The 1787-nt window shown below is 49.9% G+C and carries 3 protein-coding genes; all 3 read right to left on the bottom strand.

Annotated elements, in window-relative coordinates; genetic code table 11:
* A partial coding sequence (locus CHK_RS06135) for a DUF927 domain-containing protein (RefSeq protein WP_152651663.1) occupies nt 1-779 on the bottom strand: 779 nt, incomplete at its 3' end.
* Complete coding sequence (locus CHK_RS15635; protein ID WP_052740414.1) at nt 737-1300, bottom strand: CHC2 zinc finger domain-containing protein; 564 nt, start codon at nt 1298-1300, stop codon at nt 737-739. The genes CHK_RS15635 and CHK_RS06135, both read right to left, overlap by 43 nt.
* On the bottom strand, nt 1278-1787 hold a 510-nt coding region (locus CHK_RS06145), incomplete at its 5' end, for an ERCC4 domain-containing protein (RefSeq protein WP_082103431.1). The genes CHK_RS06145 and CHK_RS15635, both read right to left, overlap by 23 nt.

Consider the following 1787-nt stretch of genomic DNA (forward strand, 5'->3'; position numbering starts at 1 on the left):
CTTGCAAAGCTCGCCGACAGAATAATACGTGCGTAAATACTGTTGCTGCGAACCTCCCGCGCAACCTCAAGCCATTTTTCATAGCTGCCGTTTTCCCTCACGCTTTCGAAAAACAGTTTAAAATTCGCCATTCCGTCAAACTCAAGGTTTTCAACATATGGCGAAAAGCCTTCGTCGCCGATCCATCCAAGCCGCCCCACACTGTTTTTTTCCGGTATCAGGTCGTAATTCTCATTTTCAATGTCGTGTAAATACCGCACCAGATATTTCGAGTTTTCCGACGTTACCGCGATCCCAAGGTCTGCAAGCTGTACGATGCTGTTGTTTGACGCAATCGTTTTTTTGTCAATGACCGCGCTGCGCCATGCCTTTCCCTTGCGGTAAGCAAGCTTTATCTTCTCAATTCCGGTATCCACGTTCACAAGGCGCATGACCGGCATGATCGGATGGACACAGGCACAAACCTGCTCATGCCCCATATAGGTATAGACGCCGCTATCATCCGCCGTCCATTCCCCGGCGTTCAGCTCCAGCTCCTGTCCTTCAAAATCGGTTGGGTTTCCCACATAAACCGTCTTTCCCACCATGTTTTGCTGTTTGACGTAATCGGCATACAGCGATGTAAAATTCCTTACGCCCACACTGCGCGCCAGGTCTGCATATTTCGCCTTCATCTGCGCGTGGACAAACGGATCTTCCCGCGTTGCGTAAACAACCTCAAATGGATCAGGCGTGTTCAGGAAATCCGCTTTTGTAAATGTCCGTAATTCTTCCACCATTCCTCCTGCCCTTCCATGTCGTAAAAATCAAAAATACTCCTGATGTATTCGAGCCTCGCCATTTCTTTGTAATACCATGAAAAAAGCCGCTCAGACCGATTATCAGGCATTATGTTGTCATGTATCCACATAAGCCTCCTGTGCTCCCTTGCCAGCGCATCCACCGCCCTCCTGATATCACGTTCCCGTTGACGCTTTTCAAAGTCCTGTACCCGCCTGCGGCGTATTTCCGCCATATTTGGACGTTTATCCGTCAGCCCCAGTCCAAAATCGCTGTTCAGCCTGATACATGCCTGACCAAAGTTGATATCGTATAGCCGCATCACGAAATCGATCACCGTTCCCCCGGCGCCGCAGCCGTAGCATTTCCAGCTCCTGTTATTTTTGTGGACAAGGAAGCTCGCCGTTTTTTCTTCATGAAACGGGCAGCGTATACGGTGGTTATATCCAAGGTGAAAGCCGTACTTTTCAAGAACATCGCCCATCGTTAACGCTTCTTTAAGCTGTTCCGCTAACCTCATCGGCATCGCCCCTTTCCAGCCGTTCTTTCAGCTCATAACGCAAAAGCCTTTTGATCAGCAGCCCGGAAGTTCTGGCATTGCAGAATATAACGTTTATGTTATACCGCGCCGCCCATGCACAAATACTCGCTGTTAACGCATCCGGGTTCAGACGGCTCCTGTATTCCCCGTCAAAGATTGTCTCCCAATTTGCTTCTTCAATCAGCAGGTATACCTTTGTCCCGTTTGCCGCCGCCCGTTCAAACTCACGCTGAAACCGGGCGCGCCCCCTGGTAAAGCATTGGCATAGCTCGTCAGTATTCATTTTCCGCTCTATGACGACTTCTTTTTCAAGGCTGTATTCTGCGCCGTCCGGTAGCATACACTTGCAGGAGTAATCCCCCACATCAAGCTTTACGCGCTCCACACCGCATTCCATTGCCTTGATGCGCCTACGCAGGGCAGGTGTATCCTGCTCCCGCGTATCGACCAGTATTTTCATGCTTTT

Source organism: Christensenella hongkongensis, from assembly GCF_000981035.1.
In the GTDB taxonomy this organism is placed as follows: domain Bacteria; phylum Bacillota; class Clostridia; order Christensenellales; family Christensenellaceae; genus Christensenella; species Christensenella hongkongensis.

What these genes read in the sequence shown, in the direction of transcription:
- CHK_RS15635 (WP_052740414.1), bottom strand. Translation starts at nt 1,300, where the DNA reads ATGAGGTTAGCGGAACAGCTTAAAGAAGCGTTAACGATGGGCGATGTT.